This is a genomic window from Kitasatospora sp. NPDC094028 (assembly GCF_049543595.1).
GTDB lineage: Bacteria > Actinomycetota > Actinomycetes > Streptomycetales > Streptomycetaceae > Kitasatospora.
Genome location: NZ_JBMVFA010000006.1, coordinates 122,180 through 137,535, shown reverse-complemented (window position 1 = coordinate 137,535; position 15,356 = coordinate 122,180). Strand labels below are relative to the sequence as shown.

The 15,356-nt window shown below is 74.8% G+C and carries 16 protein-coding genes; 5 read left to right on the top strand and 11 right to left on the bottom strand.

Going from position 1 to position 15,356, the window contains the following annotated elements:
* Positions 1-88: 88 nt before the first annotated feature.
* Positions 89-784, bottom strand: coding sequence for a two-component system response regulator PhoP (gene phoP, locus ACPC54_RS12370; protein WP_031069385.1), 696 nt, complete (start codon positions 782-784; stop codon positions 89-91).
* A gap of 2 nt (positions 785-786) precedes the next feature.
* Positions 787-2,271 (bottom strand): sensor histidine kinase, encoded by a 1,485-nt coding sequence (locus ACPC54_RS12365; RefSeq protein ID WP_498964083.1) that lies wholly within the window; start codon positions 2,269-2,271, stop codon positions 787-789.
* A 308-nt stretch (positions 2,272-2,579) separates the two neighbouring features.
* Between ACPC54_RS12365 and phoU the strand changes: the two genes are divergently transcribed.
* The gene (gene phoU / locus ACPC54_RS12360) at positions 2,580-3,269 is read left to right on the top strand and encodes a phosphate signaling complex protein PhoU (RefSeq protein WP_498964081.1); all 690 of its coding nucleotides are present in this window, start codon (positions 2,580-2,582) and stop codon (positions 3,267-3,269) included.
* Positions 3,270-3,491: 222 nt separating this feature from the next.
* Positions 3,492-3,671, top strand: coding sequence for a hypothetical protein (locus tag ACPC54_RS12355; protein ID WP_498964079.1), 180 nt, complete (start codon positions 3,492-3,494; stop codon positions 3,669-3,671).
* A gap of 84 nt (positions 3,672-3,755) precedes the next feature.
* Here the strand turns inward: ACPC54_RS12355 and ACPC54_RS12350 are convergent, their stop codons facing one another.
* Together ACPC54_RS12350 and ACPC54_RS12345 are read right to left on the bottom strand one after the other, a co-directional pair.
* Complete coding sequence (locus tag ACPC54_RS12350; protein ID WP_498964077.1) at positions 3,756-4,352, bottom strand: lytic polysaccharide monooxygenase auxiliary activity family 9 protein; 597 nt, start codon at positions 4,350-4,352, stop codon at positions 3,756-3,758.
* A gap of 329 nt (positions 4,353-4,681) precedes the next feature.
* Positions 4,682-5,440: a phosphoglyceromutase gene (locus ACPC54_RS12345; RefSeq protein WP_045697235.1), complete on the bottom strand. Its 759-nt coding sequence runs from the start codon at positions 5,438-5,440 to the stop codon at positions 4,682-4,684.
* Between the two features lie 161 nt (positions 5,441-5,601).
* Here ACPC54_RS12345 and ACPC54_RS12340 point away from each other — a divergent pair, with 161 nt between their 5' ends.
* The gene (locus ACPC54_RS12340) at positions 5,602-6,933 is read left to right on the top strand and encodes an MDR family MFS transporter (RefSeq protein WP_498964075.1); all 1,332 of its coding nucleotides are present in this window, start codon (positions 5,602-5,604) and stop codon (positions 6,931-6,933) included.
* A 21-nt stretch (positions 6,934-6,954) separates the two neighbouring features.
* Here the strand turns inward: ACPC54_RS12340 and ACPC54_RS12335 are convergent, their stop codons facing one another.
* Positions 6,955-7,497, bottom strand: coding sequence for a type III secretion system chaperone family protein (locus tag ACPC54_RS12335; protein ID WP_498964073.1), 543 nt, complete (start codon positions 7,495-7,497; stop codon positions 6,955-6,957).
* 79 nt (positions 7,498-7,576) lie between these two features.
* Positions 7,577-8,947 (bottom strand): D-inositol-3-phosphate glycosyltransferase, encoded by a 1,371-nt coding sequence (gene mshA, locus ACPC54_RS12330; RefSeq protein WP_498964450.1) that lies wholly within the window; start codon positions 8,945-8,947, stop codon positions 7,577-7,579.
* A gap of 261 nt (positions 8,948-9,208) precedes the next feature.
* On the opposite strand from mshA, the gene ACPC54_RS12325 reads away from it, so the two are divergent.
* A complete protein-coding gene (locus ACPC54_RS12325; RefSeq protein WP_498964071.1) occupies positions 9,209-10,042 on the top strand; it encodes a class I SAM-dependent methyltransferase in 834 nt (277 codons plus the stop codon).
* A 217-nt stretch (positions 10,043-10,259) separates the two neighbouring features.
* Here the strand turns inward: ACPC54_RS12325 and ACPC54_RS12320 are convergent, their stop codons facing one another.
* Positions 10,260-10,820: an O-acetyl-ADP-ribose deacetylase gene (locus tag ACPC54_RS12320; protein WP_498964449.1), complete on the bottom strand. Its 561-nt coding sequence runs from the start codon at positions 10,818-10,820 to the stop codon at positions 10,260-10,262.
* Positions 10,821-11,069: 249 nt separating this feature from the next.
* Between ACPC54_RS12320 and ACPC54_RS12315 the strand changes: the two genes are divergently transcribed.
* Positions 11,070-12,572, top strand: coding sequence for a PP2C family protein-serine/threonine phosphatase (locus ACPC54_RS12315; protein ID WP_498964069.1), 1,503 nt, complete (start codon positions 11,070-11,072; stop codon positions 12,570-12,572).
* 100 nt (positions 12,573-12,672) lie between these two features.
* Here ACPC54_RS12315 and ACPC54_RS12310 read toward each other — a convergent pair whose 3' ends face one another.
* The 4 genes from ACPC54_RS12310 to ACPC54_RS12295 all read right to left on the bottom strand — a co-directional run bounded on the left by ACPC54_RS12310 (position 12,673) and on the right by ACPC54_RS12295 (position 15,282).
* Complete coding sequence (locus ACPC54_RS12310; RefSeq protein ID WP_498964067.1) at positions 12,673-13,017, bottom strand: DUF2516 family protein; 345 nt, start codon at positions 13,015-13,017, stop codon at positions 12,673-12,675.
* 126 nt (positions 13,018-13,143) lie between these two features.
* Positions 13,144-13,683 (bottom strand): hypothetical protein, encoded by a 540-nt coding sequence (locus ACPC54_RS12305; RefSeq protein ID WP_498964065.1) that lies wholly within the window; start codon positions 13,681-13,683, stop codon positions 13,144-13,146.
* A gap of 2 nt (positions 13,684-13,685) precedes the next feature.
* The gene (locus ACPC54_RS12300; RefSeq protein ID WP_498964063.1) at positions 13,686-14,093 is read right to left on the bottom strand and encodes a helix-turn-helix domain-containing protein; all 408 of its coding nucleotides are present in this window, start codon (positions 14,091-14,093) and stop codon (positions 13,686-13,688) included.
* A 61-nt stretch (positions 14,094-14,154) separates the two neighbouring features.
* Positions 14,155-15,282, bottom strand: coding sequence for a DNA polymerase III subunit beta family protein (locus tag ACPC54_RS12295; RefSeq protein ID WP_498964061.1), 1,128 nt, complete (start codon positions 15,280-15,282; stop codon positions 14,155-14,157).
* Positions 15,283-15,356 lie beyond the last annotated feature (74 nt).

The following is a 15,356-nucleotide window of genomic DNA, read 5'->3' as shown; positions in this document are numbered from 1 at the left end:
CGCCGGGGACCACGCGGAAGGCCCCCTCCGACTGCCGGAGGGGGCCTTCCGCGTTCGTCCGGTACGGGCGGTCACCCGTACGGGCCGTTTACGGCTCGAACTTGTAGCCGAGGCCGCGGACCGTGACCAGGTAGCGCGGCGCGCCCGGGTCCGGCTCGATCTTGGCCCGCAGGCGCTTCACGTGGACGTCCAGGGTCTTGGTGTCGCCGACGTAGTCCGCGCCCCAGACCCGGTCGATCAGCTGCATCCGGGTGAGCACCCGGCCCGCGTTGCGCAGCAGCATCTCCAGCAGGTCGAACTCCTTGAGCGGCAGGTCGACCTTGGCGCCGTCCACCGTCACCACGTGGCGGTCGACGTCCATCCGGACCGGACCGGCCTCCAGGGCGCCCGGGCCGCCGCCGTTGTCGCCCGCGCCGCCGTCCTCGCCGCGGCGGCGCAGCACCGCGCGGATGCGGGCGACCAGCTCGCGGGTCGAGTAGGGCTTGGTGACGTAGTCGTCCGCACCTATCTCCAGCCCGACGACCTTGTCGATCTCGCTGTCCTTCGCGGTCACCATGATCACCGGGACGTTGGAGCGCACCCGGAGCTGGCGGCAGACCTCGGTGCCGGGCAGGCCCGGCAGCATCAGGTCGAGCAGGACGAGGTCGGCACCGTTGCGTTCGAACTGCTCCAGCGCGTCGGGGCCGGTGGCGGCCACGGCCACCTCGAAGCCCTCCTTGCGGAGCATGTACGAGAGGGCGTCGCTGAACGACTCCTCGTCCTCGACCACCAGTACTCGGGTCACGATCAGGCCTCCGGGGCAAGCTGGGGGGTTGTGTCTGACAGGGGGTGTTCCCGCTCCCCGGCGGGGAGCGGACGGGCCGTACCGGACGAACGGTCCGCAGTGAGGGTTCGGGGGGCCTCGGCCGGGCCGGCCGGCTTGGCCGACTTGGCCGACTTGGCCGCGGGGACGGCGAGGTGGTCGGGCTCGTCGGCGAGGTCGTCGCCGGGCCCGTCGAAGTCGTCGCCGAGCTCGTCGTCCAGGTCCCCGTCCAGGTCCTCGTCGAGCTCGTCGTCGGCGGGCGCCTGGCCGGCGGGCAGCCGGATGGTGAAGGTGGACCCCTGGCCCTCGACGCTCCACACCGAGACCGTGCCGCCGTGCGAGGCGGCGACGTGCTTGACGATGGACAGGCCGAGGCCGGTGCCGCCGGTCTGCCGGGAGCGGGCCGGGTCGACCCGGTAGAAGCGCTCGAAGACCCGCTCGCGGTCCTTCTCCGAGATGCCGATGCCCTGGTCGGTCACCGAGATCTCGATCAGCTCGCCGTCCGCCTCGCCGAGCGCCGCGGCGCTGGAGATCCGGCGGGTGGCGATGGCCACCCGGGTGCGCGGCGGGCTGTAGTTGACGGCGTTCTCCACCAGGTTGCCGAGCGCGGCGGCGAGCTGGCCGCGGTTGCCGTGCAGGTAGAGGCCGGCGACGCCGCCGGCCGAGATCAGGATCTGCTTGGCGGCGGCCTGCTGGCGGCAGCGGTCGATCGCCTCGGCGATCAGCTCGTCCACCGCGACCGGCTCCGGGTCGACCATCAGCCGGTCGTCCTGGACCCGGGAGAGGTCGATGATCTCCTGCACCAGGCTGGCCAGCCGGGTCGCCTCGATCTGCATCCGGCCGGCGAAGCGCTGCACCGCCTCCGGGTCGTCCGACGCGTCGGCGACCGCCTCGGAGAGCAGCGACAGGGCGCCGACCGGGGTCTTCAGCTCGTGGCTGACGTTGGCCACGAAGTCGCGGCGGACGGCCTCCACCCGGCGGCGGTCGGTCTGGTCCTCGACCAGCACCAGCACCAGCCGCGAGCCCAGCGGGGCGACCCGGACGGAAACCGCGAGCGGCTCGGCCGCGCGGGCCGCGCCGGGGCGGGGCACCTCCAGCTCGACCTGGCGGATCTCGCCGTCCCGGCGGGTGGCGCGGGCCAGCGCGAGCATCTGGTCGACGGCGACCGCGCCACCGCGCACCAAGCCCATCGCGTAGGCGGCCGAGCTGGCCTTGACCACCTCGTCGGCCTCGCCCAGCACGATCGCGCAGGAGCGGAGCACGGAGAGCACGGTGTCGACACCCGGCGGGAGCGGGGGCTCGGCCCCGGTGGCCAGCGGCTGGTGCCGGCCGTAATGCTTGCCGCCGGTGCCGCTGTTCCTGCCCCGGGCTTGTTCGCGCTCGCTCCAGCGGAAGGCGATGGAGGCGGTGAGGCCGACGCCGAGCCCGGCTATGGCGCAGGCAGCGGCGGCGGCCACGTTCACGTCCATGTGGCCAGCGTAAGCGCACGGCCAGGGCACTCCCCAGGACCCCGATCAAGGCATCGGCCATGCGTTGCCGAGAATTCACCTTCACGTGGCCGCCGATTCACCGTGGCGGCCGTGCTCCTTCGCCCGGGCGGCCGAGAGTTGGCCATGCAGCCCGTGTGGGTGAGATCGGTGCGCCGAACCAGGGGCATCGTCTCGGGGGTGCGCGTACCATTCGCGCACACCAGCAGCGGTCACCCGAACACCGGGAACAATGGTCGGACGGGCTGACCGGTCGGCACCGCCACCGACACAGCTACTGAGGAGAGAGCATGCGCGACGCGTACCACGAGGAACTCGATGCGATCGGCGACAGCCTGATCGAGATGACCCGGCTGGTCGGGTCGGCCCTGGGCCGGGCCACCACCGCCCTCCTCGACGCGGACCTGGCTCTGGCGGAGAGCGTGATCGCCGCCGACGAGAAGATCAACGAGCTGCACCACGACCTGGAGAACCGCGCGATCGACCTGCTCGCGCGCCAGCAGCCGGTCGCCACCGACCTGCGCATCGTCGTCACCTCGCTGCGGATGAGCGCCGACCTGGAGCGCTGCGGCGACCTCGCCCGGCACGTCGCCAAGGTCGCCAGAATGCGCTACCCCGAGACGGCGGTGCCCGGCGACCTGCACTCCACCGTCCTGGAGATGGGCCAGCTCGCCCAGCGCCTGGTGGCCAAGGCGGGCCTGGTCATCGCGACCAAGGACGTCGACAAGGCGCTGGAGATGGAGCAGGACGACGACCGGATCGACGCGCTGCACCGCGAGCTGCTCTCGCACCTGATCGACGAGCGCTGGCACCACGGCATCGAGACCGCCGTCGACCTCACCCTGGTCGGCCGCTACTACGAGCGCTTCGCGGACCACGCGGTGTCGGTCGCCAAGCGCGTGGTGTACCTGGTGACCGGTGAGCACGTGGCCGAGTTCATCGCCTCGACGGAGGCCGCGGAGGCCGCGCCGGCCGAGTGAGCGGCCGCGTGACACGGGCGCGTGACACGGGCGGACGGCCCGCAGCCCGGGCCGTTCATCCCGCTCACCCCCAGGGGTGAGTAAACCTGCGGCGGGGGTGGTGTGGGCGCACGGTCTCCGTACGCCCCGCCACCGCGCGCCCGTTGACGCTCCCTCCGAACGGCGGCTTCACTCGAAACCGCAGGCACCGACGTGTGCCCGTCATGAGGAGGGAACAGCTCGATGAAGGCCCACCCGACCCGCACCGCACCGGCCCGCGACACCGTCGAGCCGCCCGTCCCGAACCTGCTTCCCGTCCTCGCCGCCGGCTGCGGGTGCGGCCCCGGCTGCGGCTGCGGCTGCCAGTCCGGCGCGCCCTGCCAGTGCGGCGGCGCGGACGGCGGCTGCTGCGGCGGCCACTGAGCGCCGCTTTCCCCGGTCACGTGCGGGTGCCCGGCCGTCGTGGGAGACGGCCGGGCACCCGGCGTTCCGGGCCGGCCGGACGGCTCAGAACTGCACGTCGGAGCAGGAGTAGAAGGCGTTCCCGGTGTCGGCGATCGTCCAGACCGCGACGACCACCTGGTGGCCGGTGCGCCCGCCCGGGACGGTCGCGGTGTGGCTGAGCGTGCTGGGCACCTGGTAGCCGCCGTACGGGACGGTCAGGAACGGCGTCAGGTCCAGGTTGGCCCGGGTGATCGGCTGGCTCGCGTCGTAGCCCGGCTTGGTCAGGTAGTACTCGAAGTCCGTGGTGGCGTGCCGGGCGGTGAAGTTCCAGGTGAAGGTGAGCTGTTGGCCCGCCGTCACCTGCGTGGTCGGCCAGGCGCCGCCGTGCGGGTCGTCCAGCTCGGCGAACCGCGCGTTGCCGCCGGAGCAGATGGTGCCGTCCGCGGGCCCGAGGCTCGGGAAGCCCTTCGGGCCCTCGACGCTCTGCGGCTCCCACTGGATGTCGCCGCAGTCCCAGGGGACGCCGTTGACGTGCTCGTCGCAGAGCGCGGCGCGGCTCGGCGGTGTGGTGATGTACCCGTGGGCCTGCGCCGGGAAGGCGAGGGCGATCGGGACCGCCAGCGCGGCGACGGCCGCCCCGACGACATGACGTGTGCGCATGGTGCTCCTCCGTGGGGGTGGATGGAGTGTGCGCCGGGCGGCGGACGCGCGCGCGTGGGGGTGCGGCAGCCCGGGACAGGGGAACCCGTGGCATGCCTGCGCCAGCCCGGTGCCCTCACGGTAGGAGCCCCGCCCACCGCCGTCAATGGTCTGAACCATTTTGGCCACGCCCCGGCCGGGCCGCCCCAACTCGGCCACCACACCCACTGGTTGGCGCCACCCGACGCGCCCACCACAACGCCAAAGGCCCCGCCCCCGGCGAACCGGAGGGCGGGGCCCCGAAGGCGTCGGGCCCGCGCCGGGCCCTGCAGCCCGCCTGACTTCCTGCCCTACTTCTTCCCCTGGTTCTTGACCGCCTCGATGGCGGCCGCGGCGGCGTCCGGGTCGAGGTAGCGGCCGCCCGCGGTGACGGGCTTGAAGTCGGCGTCGAGCTCGTAGACGAGCGGGATGCCGGTCGGGATGTTGAGGCCGGCGATGGCCTCGTCGGAGATGCCGTCGAGGTGCTTGACCAGCGCGCGCAGGCTGTTGCCGTGGGCGGTGACCAGGACGGTCCTGCCGCCGGCGAGGTCCGGGACGATGGCGTCGTACCAGTACGGGAGCATCCGCTCGACGACGTCCTTCAGGCACTCGGTGCGCGGACGCAGCTCGCTCGGGATCTCGGCGTAGCGGGCGTCGCCGGCCTGCGAGTACTCGTTGTCATCGGCCAGCACCGGCGGCGGGGTGTCGTAGGAGCGGCGCCACAGCTGGAACTGCTCCTCGCCGAACTCGGCCAGGGTCTGGGCCTTGTCCTTGCCCTGGAGGGCGCCGTAGTGGCGCTCGTTCAGGCGCCAGCTGCGGGAGACCGGGATCCAGTGGCGGTCGGCCTTGTCCAGCGCGATCTGCGAGGTGCGGATGGCGCGGCGCAGCAGCGAGGTGTGCACCACGTCCGGGAGCAGACCCTCGGCGGCCAGGAGCTCGCCGCCGCGGGCGGCCTCCTTCTCGCCCTTCTCGTTGAGGTCGACGTCGACCCAACCGGTGAACAGGTTCTTCTGGTTCCACTGGCTCTCGCCGTGGCGGAGCAGGATGAGTCGGTACGTCGTGTCAGCCATGCGGCCCAGCTTAGTGGAGGGCGAAAAAACCCCTGGGCCGATCACCGGGGCGGCGAGTAACGTGTGCGACGCGCACCTGCCTCTTACATGCGTCGGCCGGTCGGGCCTGCCCGCGTCGCCTCGGCCGACGCGCCCCCACGCCTGCCCCCGGGAGCCCCCACATGCTCGTCGCCCTGGCCGCCAATCCCCGGATCCGAAGACTGGTGAAGGAGACGGTGGGCGGGCTGCCGCGCGAGTTCTGGTGGCTCTGGGTGAGCACGCTGGTGAACAAGCTCGGTGCCTTCGTGGTGACCTTCCTGGCGCTCTACCTGACCACCGACCGGGGGTACTCGGCCTCGTACGCGGGCCTGGTGGCCTCGCTGTTCGGGCTCGGCTCGGCGATCGCGGCGCTCGGCGCGGGCGTGCTCGCGGACCGGATCGGGCGCCGGCCGACGCTGGTCGCCGCCCAGCTGGGGACCGCGGCGTCCACCGCCGTGCTCGGCTTCATGGACGGCCAGGTGGCGATCGCCGTGGTGGCCTTCCTGGTCGGCCTCTGCAACAACGCCACCCGGCCGCCCACCTCGGCGATCATCGCCGACCTCGTCCCGGCCGAGGACCGGGTCCGGGCGTACTCGCTCAACTACTGGGCGATCAACATCGGCTTCGGCCTCTCCGCCGCAGTGGCCGGGCTGATCGCCACGCACGGCTACCTCACGCTGTTCGTGCTGGACGCGCTGACCACGCTGGTCTGCGCGGTGGTGATCTTCATCCGCGTCCCGGAGACCAGGCCGCCGGCGGCCGCGCCCGGGGCCGGGCAGAGCGCGGCCGAGCCGCGGACCGGCCTGCTCACGGTGTTCCGGGACGCGCCGTTCATGGCGGTGGTCGGACTGAACCTGCTGCTCGCCCTGATCTTCCAGCAGGGCAGCACCACGCTGGCCGTCGACATGGGCGCCTCGGGGATCACGTCCACCGAGTACGGGTTGGTCATCGGCCTGAACGGGCTGCTGATCGTGGTGCTGCAGATCCCGCTCACCCGGTGGATGGAGGGCCGCTCGCGCACCGGGCTGCTGATCGCCAGTTGCCTGTTCGCCGGGTGGGGCTTCGGGCTGGCGGCGCTGGCCGGCTCCTCGGCCTGGTTGTTCGCGCTCTCGGTGGCGGTCTGGACGGTCGGCGAGATCCTGAACGCGCCGACCACGATGGGCCTGGTCGCCGAGCTGGCGCCGGCCCGAGCCCGCGGCCGCTACCAGGGCGTCTACTCGCTCTCCTGGTCGCTCGCCTCGTTCCTCGGGCCGGCGGCCGGCGGGGTGCTGCTGGACCGGGCCGGGCCGGGGACGCTGTGGCTGGTGTGCGGGCTCTGCGGCACGGTCGCGGCGTTCGGGCACCTGGCGCTGGGCCGCCGCACCGCCCGGGCGGCGGCGTGCCGGAGCGCGGCGGTCACGGAGGTGGCGGCGCCCGTCGAGGCATCCACCACGGCATCCGCCGGGGCGGTCGAGCAGGCCCCGGCCGGCGCCTGAGCGGGCGCCCGGCCGGGCCGGTCAGTCCGCCGCCGGCGTCTCCGGGGCCCCGGCGGCCTGCGGGGCGGCGGCCAGGTGGGCGAAGGCGGCCAGGTTGCGGGTGGACTCCCCGCGCTTGGTGCGCCACTCCCACTCGCGCCGGATCGCGGTGGCGAAGCCGAGCTCCAGCAGGGTGTTGAACGGCTCGTCGGCGTTCTCCAGCACCGTCCCGAGCAGCCGGTCCACGGTGTCCGGGGTGAGCGCCTCCAGCGCGAGCCGGCCGGCCAGGTAGACGTCGCCGAGCGCGTCGATCGCGTACGCGACGCCGTACAGCCGGGTGTTGCGCTCCAGCAGCCAGCGGTAGACGGCCTCGTGGTTCTCGTCCGGGCGGCGGATCACGAAGGCGTTCACCGACAGGGTGTGGTCGCCGACCCGCAGGGCGCAGGCGGTGTTCAGCTTCCGGGTGCCCGGGAGGGTCGCCACCAGGGTGTACGGGTCGGCGGCGGCCGGCTCCCAGGCCACCCCGGCCTCGTCCAGGGCGGTGCGCAGGAGGGTCAGGGCCTCGTCCTTGGTGCGGATTGCCATGGGGGTGACGTTACTCGCCGGTACCGGCGAGGCGCACGGGACGGGCTCGGACACGGACGGCCTCGGACACAGGACGGGCTCAGACCAGACGGCGCCGGGCCGCGGCCAGCCGCCCGGCCGGGCGGGCGAGACTGCCGGCGTACACCTCGGCGGTGCTCGCCGCCGCGGTGCCCCAGCCGAAGCCGGCCGCGTGCCGGGCCGCCGCCGCGCCGCGCCGGGCCACCAGCTCCCGGTCGGTGACGTACGGCTCAAGCGCGTGCGCCCACGCCTGCGGATCGTGCCCGGGCACCAGGCTGCCGGACTCACCGTCCCGCACCGCGACCGGCAGGCCGCCGACCGCGGCCGCCACCACCGGGGTGCCGCAGGCCTGCGCCTCCAGCGCGACCAGCCCGAAGGACTCGCTGTACGAGGGCATCACCAGGGCCGTCGCCGCCCGGTACCAGTCCGCGAGCTGTGCCTGGCCGACCGGCGGGTGGAAGCGCACCACGTCGCCGATGCCCAGCTGGGCGGCGAGCTTGTGCAGGCTCTCCGGGCGGGCCAGCCCGGTACCGGACGGCCCGCCGACCACCGGCACGACCAGCCGCTCGCGCAGCTCCGGGCGGCGCTCCAGCAGCGCGGCGACCGCCCGCAGCAGCACGTCCGGCGCCTTCAGCGGCTGGATCCGGCCGGCGAACAGCAGCACGGCGGCGTCCTGCGGCAGGCCCAGCCGGGCCCGGGCGTCCGCGCCGGCCCCGGGGGCGCCGGGGCGGAAGACGTCCAGGTTGACCCCGGGGTGGACGACGGCCAGCTGGTCCGGCCGGGCGGCGTAGTGCAGCGCCAGCTCGGCGGCCTCCTCGGTGGTGTTGGCGATCAGCCGGTCGGCCGCCTCGACCACCTGGGTCTCGCCGATCACCCGGGCCGCGGGCTCGGGCGTGTCGCCCTCGGCCAGCGCGGCGTTCTTGACCTTCGCCATGGTGTGCATGGTGTGCACCAGCGGCACCCCCCAGCGCTGCGCGGCCAGCCAGCCGACCTGCCCGGAGAGCCAGTAGTGCGAGTGCACCAGGTCGTAGTGGCCGGGCCGGTGGCCGGCCTCGGTGCGCAGCACGCCGTGGGTGAAGGCGCACAGCTGGGCCGGCAGGTCCTCCTTGACCAGGCCCTCGTACGGCCCGGCGGTGACGTGCCGCACCAGCACGCCGGGGGCCAGCTCGACGGTCGGCGCGTCGTCCGAGCAGATCGCCCGGGTGAACACCTCGACCTCGATGTTCAGCTCGGCCAGCCGCTTGGCCAGCTCGACGATGTAGACGTTCATCCCGCCGGCGTCCCCGGTGCCGGGCTGGTGCAGCGGCGAGGTGTGCACGCTCAGCATGGCTATGCGGCGCGGGCGGCGGCGGCCCGGGACGAGCGACTGGAGCCGGCCGCGCGCGGGCGCGGCGGGCTGGGCACGGCGTACCGAACGGACGGGGTGCTGGATCACCTGGCTGAAGCCTCCTCGTGTGCGGCCCGTCCCGGCGGTCCGCGTCCGGGCCGCCGGCTGTCCGGTGTGCGCTGCCCCGTCCGGGCACACATCACCACCAGTGTGCCAACCACACCACGCGGGCCGGGCATTCCCGGTCCGCGAACCGAGATGACAGGAGCAGGCCAGTTCCCCCGGCCGCGGCGACAGCCGCGCTGGTCAGGGGCGGTGCGACCGCCGGACCGTCTCCTCCCGCGGGCGCCGACTACCCTTCTCGGCATGGCCGCCACCTTCGACCCCGCCTCCGCCGCGCCCTCCCGGGGGCGGACCGGCCGGCCGGTGGGCACGGTCACCCGGGGCACCACCAACACCAACCGGCTGCGCCGGATGGACCGCTGGATCGCGCACGCCCTGGGCGGCGCGCTGCGCGCCGCCGAGCGGCCGCCGGTGGCGGTCGACCTCGGCTACGGCGCGGCGCCGTGGACGGCCGTCGAGCTGGCCGGGCGGCTGCGCGCGGTGCGGCCGGACGTCCGGGTGGTCGGGATCGAGATCGAGCCGGAGCGGGTCGCCGCCGCGCAGCCGTACGCGGTGCCGCCGCTGCTGACCTTCCGGCGCGGCGGCTTCGAGGTGCCGCTGGACGGGGGCGCCCCCGCGCAGCTGATCCGGGCGGCCAACGTGCTGCGGCAGTACGAGGAGTCGGCGGTGGCCGGGGTGTGGGAGCGGCTGTGCGCCCGGCTCGCGCCGGACGGGCTGCTGGTCGAGGGCACCTGCGACGAGATCGGGCGGCGGCACGTCTGGGTGGCGCTCGGCCCGGAAGGGCCCCGGACGGTGACCTTCGCGGCCCGGCTGGGCGGCCTCGGGCAGCCCTCCGACCTGGCCGAACGGCTGCCGAAGGCGCTGATCCACCACAACGTGCCGGGCCGGCCGGTGCACGCCTTCCTGGCCGACTTCGACCGGGCCTGGGCGGCGGCCGCGCCGTACGGGGCGTTCGGGGCGAGGCAGCGCTGGGTGGCGGCCTGCACGGCGCTGGCGGGCAGCTGGCCGCTGGTGGACGCGCGCGGGCGGTGGCGGCAGGGCGAGGTCACGGTGCCGTGGACGGCGCTCGCGCCGTAGGACCCCCGCGGCCGGGCGTGCCGGACGTGCCAGGCGCTGCCCCGGGGGCTGTCCCGGAGGCTGCCCCCGGGGGCCCACTGATGCCATCCGCGCATTCACTCGAACGAGTTATCGAATACCTCTGGCGTGTTGACGCCCCGCCACGCCACCATGGAGGCCGCCGAGCGGCGGCAGCGCGGACCGCCCGCCGTTCGCCGTGCCGCCGGTCGCTCCACCCTCAGCCGTCCCGCCCGAACAGCTCCGCCCGGGCCCGTTCGAACACCCGGTACATCTCCTCCCCGAACAGCACGAACCGCACCTCCGCCAGCTCCGCACCCGCCCGCGCGTCACCGCTCGCCAGCACCTCGGCGACGGTGGAGAGCGCGATCCGGGCCGCGTCCGCCGGCGGCCAGCCGAAGATCCCGGCCGACACCGCCGGGAACGCCACCGTGCGGGCGCCCAGCTCCGCCGCCGTCCGCAGCGACTCGCGATAACAGGAGGCCAGCAGCCCCGCCCGCTCCTCGTACTCCTCGTCCAGGAACACCGGCCCGACCGTGTGCACCACCCAGCGGGCGGGCAGCCGCCCGGCCGTGGTGGCCACCGCCCGTCCGGTGGGCAGCCCCTTGCCCCAGTGCGAGGCCCGCAGCCGGCGGCACTCCGCCAGGACCTCCGGCCCGCCCCTGCGGTGGATCGCGCCGTCCACCCCGCCGCCGCCCAGCAGCGACGAGTTGGCCGCGTTCACGACCGCGTCCACCTGCTGTTCCGTGATGTCACCCTCAACCAGGGTGATCCGCGTCACCATCCGTCGCCCCCGTCCCGATCCGCTCCGGCGCCCCCGGTTGCGGGCCCCGTCCGTCGTCCGAGTCCGATCACCGGACCACTGACCACCCTGCCACCGGCGTGGCACGAGCCACAACGGAGCCGGTCGGCCGAAGAAATCCCCGGAGATCACGTTATGGTCGCGAGAAGTTCCCCGCCGCACGGTGCCAGCCGGGCACTGCGGACGGACGCCGGCCGTTACGCATGCGGGGAAAGGGAGGAACCACCGATGCCCGCAACGGGAGACGGGCGGGCACCTGGTGCCGCGGACCAGCCGGACGCCCACGACGGCGTCCGCCACAGCCGTGCCCGCAACCACCCGACCGCCACCGGCCCGGCGACCGCTCCCCCGATACCTCACCCCCGCACCCGCGCCTCCCACCTGGGCGACGCCCCGGCACCGGCCGAGGCCGCCGCCGGCGCCGCGCCGCTGCGGCTGCTGGTCATCGAGGACGACGCCTCCGACGCCCAGCTGATCAAGGCCGCGGCCGCCGAGAGCGGCACCTCGATCGCCCTGCACTGGGCCCGCGGGCTGGACCAGGCCACCGAACTGCTGGCCCCGCCCGCCCCCTCCGCCCGGCGCGGGCGCGCCCGCGGCCCCGAGTTCGACTGCGTGCTGCTCGACCTCGCCTCCCCCGCCGACCTGCCGCGCCCCGATTGGGCGCACCTCCCGGCCGTCGAGGCCGGGGGAGCCTCGGACGGGCTGGAGGGCCTGCACGAGCTGCTCCGCCGCGCCCCGCACACCCCCGTCGTGGTGCTCACCGACGCCGCCGGGGCGGAACTCGGCGCGGCCGCGGTCGCCGCCGGCGCCCAGGACTTCCTGATCAAGCACGAGACGGACGGCCCGCTGCTGGCCCGCGCACTGCGCTACGCCGTCGAACGCAAGCGCGCCGACGAGTCCCAGCGCCGCCTGGTCGAGGCCGAACTGCGCGGCCAGGAGAACGCCCGCCTGCAGCGCCACCTGCTGCCCACCCCGCTGCTCGACGGCGCCGGGCTCTCCTTCACCCGCCGCTACCGCCCGGGCCGGCGCCGCGCCCTGCTCGGCGGCGACTTCTACGACGCCGTCCGCACCGACGACGGCACCGTGCACGTGGTGATCGGCGACGTCTGCGGCCACGGCCCGGACGAGGCCGCGCTCGGCGTCGCGCTCCGGATAGCGTGGCGCACCCTGGTCTTCGCCGGCCTCACCGGCGAGGCCCTGCTCACCACCCTCCAGCACGTGCTGGAGCACGAGCGGCGCAGCGACGAGATCTTCGCGACGCTCTGCATGCTCGTGATCGAGCCCGGCCGCACGGGCGCCGACCTCGACTCGCTCGGCGTCTGCGAACGGGCCCGGCTCTACCTCGCCGGGCACCCCGCGCCGCTGCTGCTCGGCCGCGACCACCGCCCGGTCACCCTGCCCGCCGACCTCGCCGGGCCCGCGCTCGGCCTGCTGCCCTGCCACGACGGGCAGGCCGCCTGGCCCGCCCACGAGGTCGAACTCCAGCCCGGCTGGCGGCTGTTGCTCTACACCGACGGCCTGATCGAGGGTCGGGTCGGGGCCGGGTCGCGGCGCCTCGGGCAGGACGGCCTGGCGGACCTGGTCGCCGACCACCAGGGCGCCGGACTGACCAGGGGCCGGCTGGTCGACAGCGCCATCGCCGAGGTCGAGGAGCTGAACGGCGGCGCGCTGACGGACGACGTCGCGGTGCTGCTGCTGGAGCGCAACCCGGTGCAGCTGATCCTGGGCTGACGCCCGGCGGACGCGCGTCGGCCCGGTCGGGGGGTTCCCCGGCCGGGCCGACGTCGTTCCGTGACCGCCGTGTTCGGCGCCTGCCGTGTCCGGCGCCCGCTCACCAGGGGCCGTACGGGCCCGAGTTGCTGCGGCCGCCGCCGCGGCCGGTGAGCGCCTGGATCGCCGGGCGGACGTCCACCATGTAGACGATCGCCGCGACCAGCCCGGCGAGGGTGAGGAAGCTGGAGAGCGGCATCGCCCCGAACAGCAGGTCCAGGCCGAACGCGATCCCCAGGATCACCAGCCAGAACTGCTTGGTCTTCTTGTCGGCCGCCCGGTAGGCGTCCTCGCGGCGGACGGCCGCGTCGACCAGGGCGTACAGCTTGAAGCCGAGGATCGCCACCGCCGCCCACCAGAACGGGTTCAGGTAGTCCAGGGCCAAGATCTGGAACACTCCACCCATCGCGGTCTCCTCCGTCGTCCGTTCTGCGGCGCCCGGCCGCCCATCCTGGCACGGGTGACCGTCCGCTCTGCTCTCAACGTCCCGCAGTCACCGGATGTGCCCCGTTCGGCGGCTCTTCACGCCTTCCTAGCGGTGGCCGTCCGACCGGTCGTCCGCGGCCTTCCGGGCGCGGCCGGTCTTCTTCGGCGCGGCCCTGGGGGCGTCCTCGACCGGCTCGGCCGCGGCCGGCTCGATCTCGACCTGGACCGACTCCGGCTCCGGCTCCACGCCCGGATCCGCCGGCGCGCCAGGGCGGGCCTTCTCCACCGCGACCTTGCCGCGCTCGGCCAGCTCGTCGTACGTCTCCCGGGCCTTCACCGCCAGCTCGACCGCGCGGGCCACCTGCTGGAGGGCGAAGCCCTGGGCGCGCTCCTGCAGCCCCTTGAGGTCGGTCGGCAGGGCGGTGACCGCCTCGGTGACCTTGGCCTGCGCCTCGGCCACCAGCGACTGCGCCTCCTGGAACCGGGCGGCCGCCTTCTCCTGGGCGCCCTTCGGGTCCGTCGCCAGCGCCTCCACCCGGCCCGGCACCTCGCGCAGCTTCTCGTACGCCAGGTCCCCGGCGCCGGCGAGGGCGTACAGCGGGGTCGGGTCGGTGAGGGTCTTCTTGATCTCGTCCGTGATCGGCATGGTTACCGGTCCTCCCGGTGGGTGTTCTGGGCGGCTGGGCCGTCGGTCGTCGCGTCGGCGGCCGGGGCGGCGTTCTCCTTGAGGAAGGCGTCGTAGACCGCGAGCAGGGCGTGCTTCTGCCGCTCGTTGATCAGCGGATCGGCCAGGATCGAGGCCCGCAGTTCGTGGCCCTCGCCCCGCCGCTCCTCCAGGATCCCGGCCTGGACGTACAGCGTCTCCGCCGAGATCCGCAGCGCCTTCGCGATCTGCTGCAGGATCTCCGCGCTCGGCTTGCGCAACCCTCGCTCGATCTGGCTGAGGTACGGGTTGGACACGCCGGCGACCTCCGCCAGCTGCCGCAGCGAGTACTGCGCGTTCCGGCGCTGCTCCCGGATGTACTCGCCCAGCGAGCCGACGTTCAGTGAGGCCATGCCGACAGCCTGCAACACCCCGCTTGCAAATGCAAGCAGGGCGCTAGCGGCAGCAAACGGCTCAGGCGGTGGCGGCGACGGAGCCGGCGTCGGGGTCGGCGTCGGGGTCGGGCAGGCGGACGGGCATCAGGACGGAGAAGGTGCCGGGCCGCCCGGGGGTGCGGACGGCGAGCGGGGCGATCGGGCCGCCGAGTTCGAGCAGCAGCTGCTCGGGGCGCCCGGCGGTGAGGGCGTCCAGCAGGAAGTCACGGTTGACGGCGATGCCCGGGCCGCCGGCCGGCTCGGCGGCGACGGTGAGCCGGCCGTCCGGGGTGGGGGTGAGGACGGTGACCTCGCAGTCGGCGCCGTGCGGGCCGGAGGGAACGGTGCGGGTGGCACCGGTGGCGACGGCGGCGCGCAGTTCGTCCGCCGGCAGGGTGATCCGGTGCCGCGGTTCGAGCCTGGTGACGGCCCGGTGGTCGGGGTAGTCGAAGTCCAGGGCGGCGCCCTCGATCCGGTGCCCGCCGGCCTCGGCCCGGACCAGGCCGCCGCCGAGGGTGAGCACCGCCTCGGCCGGGCCGGCGGCGAGCAGCGCGCGCAGCGCGTCCACCAGCGGGGTCGGGACGATGATGCCGGCGCTCGGTTCCTCGGGCGCTCCGGCGGCCGGGACCTCGGCGAACGCCATCCGGTAGCGGTCGGTGGCGACCAGCCGCAGCACCGGGCCGTCCGGCTCGAACAACACCCCGGCGAGGGAGGGCAGTTCGGGGTCGCCGCCGACCGCGAAGCGGACCGCGTCCAGGGCGGCGGCCAGCTCCCCGGCGGGGACGGCGAGGCGGACTCCGGCGGGCGTGGTGGTCATCGGCTGCTCCCTCTGGTCGATCATCGTGCGGATCAGGGAGAGCTCACGGCGGGCGTCGGCGAGACCGTCCTCCAGGCGGCGCAGGTGCGCGTCGAGCACCCGGTGGCCCGCGCCGCTGCCGGGCGCGGCGGCGAGCACCGCGCGGATGCCGGCCAGCGGCAGGCCGACCCGGCGCAGCCGGGCCAGCAGCCGGGCGTCGGCGAGCTGGTCGGGCCGGTACCAGCGGTAGCCGGTCTGCGGGTCGACCCAGGCGGGGGCGAGCACCTCGGCGCTGTCGTAGTAGCGCAGGGTGCCGACGCCCAGGCCGCTCGCGCGGGACAGGGCGCCGATGCTGTGCAGCTCGCTCTCCATGCGGATGACTCTGCGGGCTCGACCTGGTCGAGGGTCAAGCCCGCCCGGTACCGGTGGCGGTGCCGACGCCGACG